Here is a 2781-nt window from a genome sequence, read left to right as displayed (position 1 = left end):
CCTATGGGGCTGGGCTCTCCTTCAATGAGCCAACTGTCGCGGATACAACTACGGTCGAAGCGTTGACGTTTACGGATCTAAACGGGCGCCGCCGGCGGTTTGGGGAGGCACTGTTCGATACCTACACCGACGGAATCGTCGTGTTGCATCGCGGGCGTGTAGTGTTTGAGCGCTACTTCGGTGCGCTTAAACCGCATCTTCCGCATGCCTGTTTTTCGGTTACGAAATCCTATGCGGGAACACTCGCTGCGGCTTTGGTCCACGACGGCTTACTCGATGAGGGCCAGCTCATTCCACACTATCTGCCGGAGTTGCGTGGAACTGCGTGGGAGGACGCGACGCTCCGACAAGTAATGGACATGCAGACCGGCATGGACTACAACGAGAACGAAGCTGATAACCAATCAAGCTCCGCAATCTATATGCGTGCTTGTCGGACGCGGCCGCGGCCAGCTGACTACGATGGGCCGCAAACTTCTTGCGAATTCCTGCGCACGGTTCGCAAGCAAGGCGTCCACGGTCAAGTATTCAGCTACAAGAGTGTGAACACGCAGGTGATGGCCTGGGTGATGTCGCGCGTGACAGGTCTCTCTTTCGCGCAGCTGCTGCATGAGCGCCTGTGGGCGCCATTAGGATGCGAGGAGGAAGGGTATCTAGTTGTCGATCCCGCAGGTATGCCGTCGGCGAGCGGGGGCTTGTATGCGAGCCTGCGAGACATGGCGCGGTTCGGCGAACTGATCCGCCGAGAAGGCGAATGGAATGGCAGGCAGATCCTTCCGGGATCGGTCATCGACGACATACGAATCGGCGGAGATCCGGCGAAATTCACAGCCAATGGTATGCCCGGTTATTCGTACCGCAGCATGTGGTGGGTGTCGCACAACGAATTCAGTGCAGTCGAAGCTTACGGTATTCACGGTCAACGGCTACATATTGCGCCAGGAGCAGAGATGGTGGTAGCGCAATTCTCGTCGCACCCCATAGCCTCGACCGTCTTTGGCGACTCGATCATCATGCCGCAAATGCTTGAACTGGGAAGATACCTGCGCGGCTAACAAGGTTGCACTCACCATATTGCAGACTCCTGAACACGAGGGAAATTTCGAATGGATAATGATCAATATTACAAAGCTCGAACGAACCGTGCAATTTCAAAGGAACTGTCGTTTTCTGAGTCAGAGTTTCGTCATCGCATTGCAAAAACTAGAGACATAATGGACAAGCATGGCCTTGACGCTATTCTGGTCACCTATCCGCCTAACTTAAGCTATCTGAGTGGCTACCAAAGTTTTAGTACGGGTTGGTACATGTGCATGATTTTGCCCCGGGAAGGCGAGCCCATTCTGCACATGGCACATTTGGAGCTCGGGCCCGCGTTGCTTTATTCCTGGGTAGCTGACATTCGCGGTGTTCGCTGGGCCGAGGGAGGTGAAGCTGGCAGGCTCGTGGGAATTGTGAAAGAGCTGAAGTTGGAAGGGAAGCGGATTGGTGTTGAGCTGAAGAGGCCCGGCCTTACTCTTGAGCTTTACGAAGATCTGAAGCGTGGCCTACCGGACGCGACTTTTGTTGACGCTTCCGGGGTTGTTGAGCAGCCGCGTTTGATCAAATCATCAGCCGAGCTGGACTATATGCGTGAGGCGGCCGGGATTACCAAGAAGGGACTTCACGCAGCTTTGGCCGTGACAAGGCCTGGCGCCACTGACAATCAGATTGCCGCGACGCTCTATGAGACGATGATTCGAGAAGGGAGCGAGTTTTTTAGCACGCAACCTATTGTCGCGGCTGGTCACAGGAGTGGGATAGTCCATGCCACTTATAAACGCACACCGCTTAAGCGGGGGGACACAGTCATTCTCGAGTTCGGCGCGGCCTACCAGCGCTATACTAGTGCAATTTATCATACAGTCGCGATCGGAGAGCCGGCTCCAGGAGTCGAGAGGCAAGCCAAGGTCATCAACGAAGCTCTCGGCGTCCTGTTTCGCGCCGCCAAATCAGGACGTACCGTACATGATGTCGCACGAGATGTCGGCAACAGCCTCAAAGAGCTATGGCCGGAGCCAGCCGTGTATGGATATTCAATAGGGTCCGGGGCGCCGCCCACGTGGTGCGAAGACCTCTGCTACATACGTGAAGGCGTCGAGTTGGAACTCAAGCCTGGCATGACGTTCCATTCACCCATTGGTGAACTAATGCCGGGCACACCGGGCGTGGGGTTCAGTGAGACTTGGGCTGTTACTGAGACAGGATGTGAGATCTTAACCCTTCATGACACAACATTGACCGTAGTCGAAGCGTGAATTCCGGTGACTTTAGATTACCGGTAAAAGGCGGATCAGTCCGCCGTCCGGCGGACCGCACGCAAACTCTTGTCACGTTGAGATATGAGCTATGGTTCGAGGGCATTTCTGAAGGCGGCGAAGGCTCGTGGCTCACTCGCTGATTTGAGCGCCGCAAGCTGCACCTTGCGCCGAGACCTTCACCGGACCAGTACGGCTCAGTTAGCTGATTATACCAAGAGTCATGGAGTTTGACCGACGTGCGCCCACTGCCGCATTCCGATTGATGTGATGATTTCGGGCGCTGCGAGGAGCTTCTGCCAAGCCTCGCAAGCGGCGTCGATGATGGCGTCGTAGTCGTCGAAGACGCGGTTTGAGAGCCAGTTCTGCCGCAGATATTGCCAGACGTTTTCGACCGGGTTCAGTTCCGGGGAGCGCGAGGGCAGGAAGATCGCCGTCATGTTTTTCGGCATCCTGAGATTGGTGGTGGTGTGCCATCCGGCAC

At 55.8% G+C, this 2781-nt stretch carries 3 protein-coding genes; 2 read left to right on the top strand and 1 reads right to left on the bottom strand.

What is annotated here, in order from left to right; genetic code table 11:
- Together EOA23_RS33340 and EOA23_RS33335 are read left to right on the top strand one after the other, a co-directional pair.
- Nucleotides 1-1055 (top strand): serine hydrolase (locus tag EOA23_RS33340; protein WP_145966571.1); only part of this gene is annotated, 1055 nt, incomplete at its 5' end.
- 51 nt (nucleotides 1056-1106) lie between these two features.
- Nucleotides 1107-2297, top strand: a complete 1191-nt coding sequence (locus EOA23_RS33335; protein ID WP_127307186.1) for a Xaa-Pro peptidase family protein — start codon at nucleotides 1107-1109, stop codon at nucleotides 2295-2297.
- A gap of 221 nt (nucleotides 2298-2518) precedes the next feature.
- Here the strand turns inward: EOA23_RS33335 and EOA23_RS33330 are convergent.
- The coding region (locus EOA23_RS33330; protein ID WP_189341809.1) for a transposase at nucleotides 2519-2781 on the bottom strand (263 nt) is incomplete at its 5' end.

This window comes from Mesorhizobium sp. M2A.F.Ca.ET.042.01.1.1, assembly GCF_003997405.1.
GTDB lineage: Bacteria > Pseudomonadota > Alphaproteobacteria > Rhizobiales > Rhizobiaceae > Mesorhizobium.
The sequence above is the reverse complement of the archived record's forward strand: the minus strand, read 5'-3'. Positions and strand labels throughout refer to the sequence as shown.

Coding starts and splice junctions, on each gene's coding strand:
- EOA23_RS33335 (WP_127307186.1), top strand. CDS start 1,107: ATGGATAATGATCAATATTACAAAGCTCGAACGAACCGTGCAATTTCA.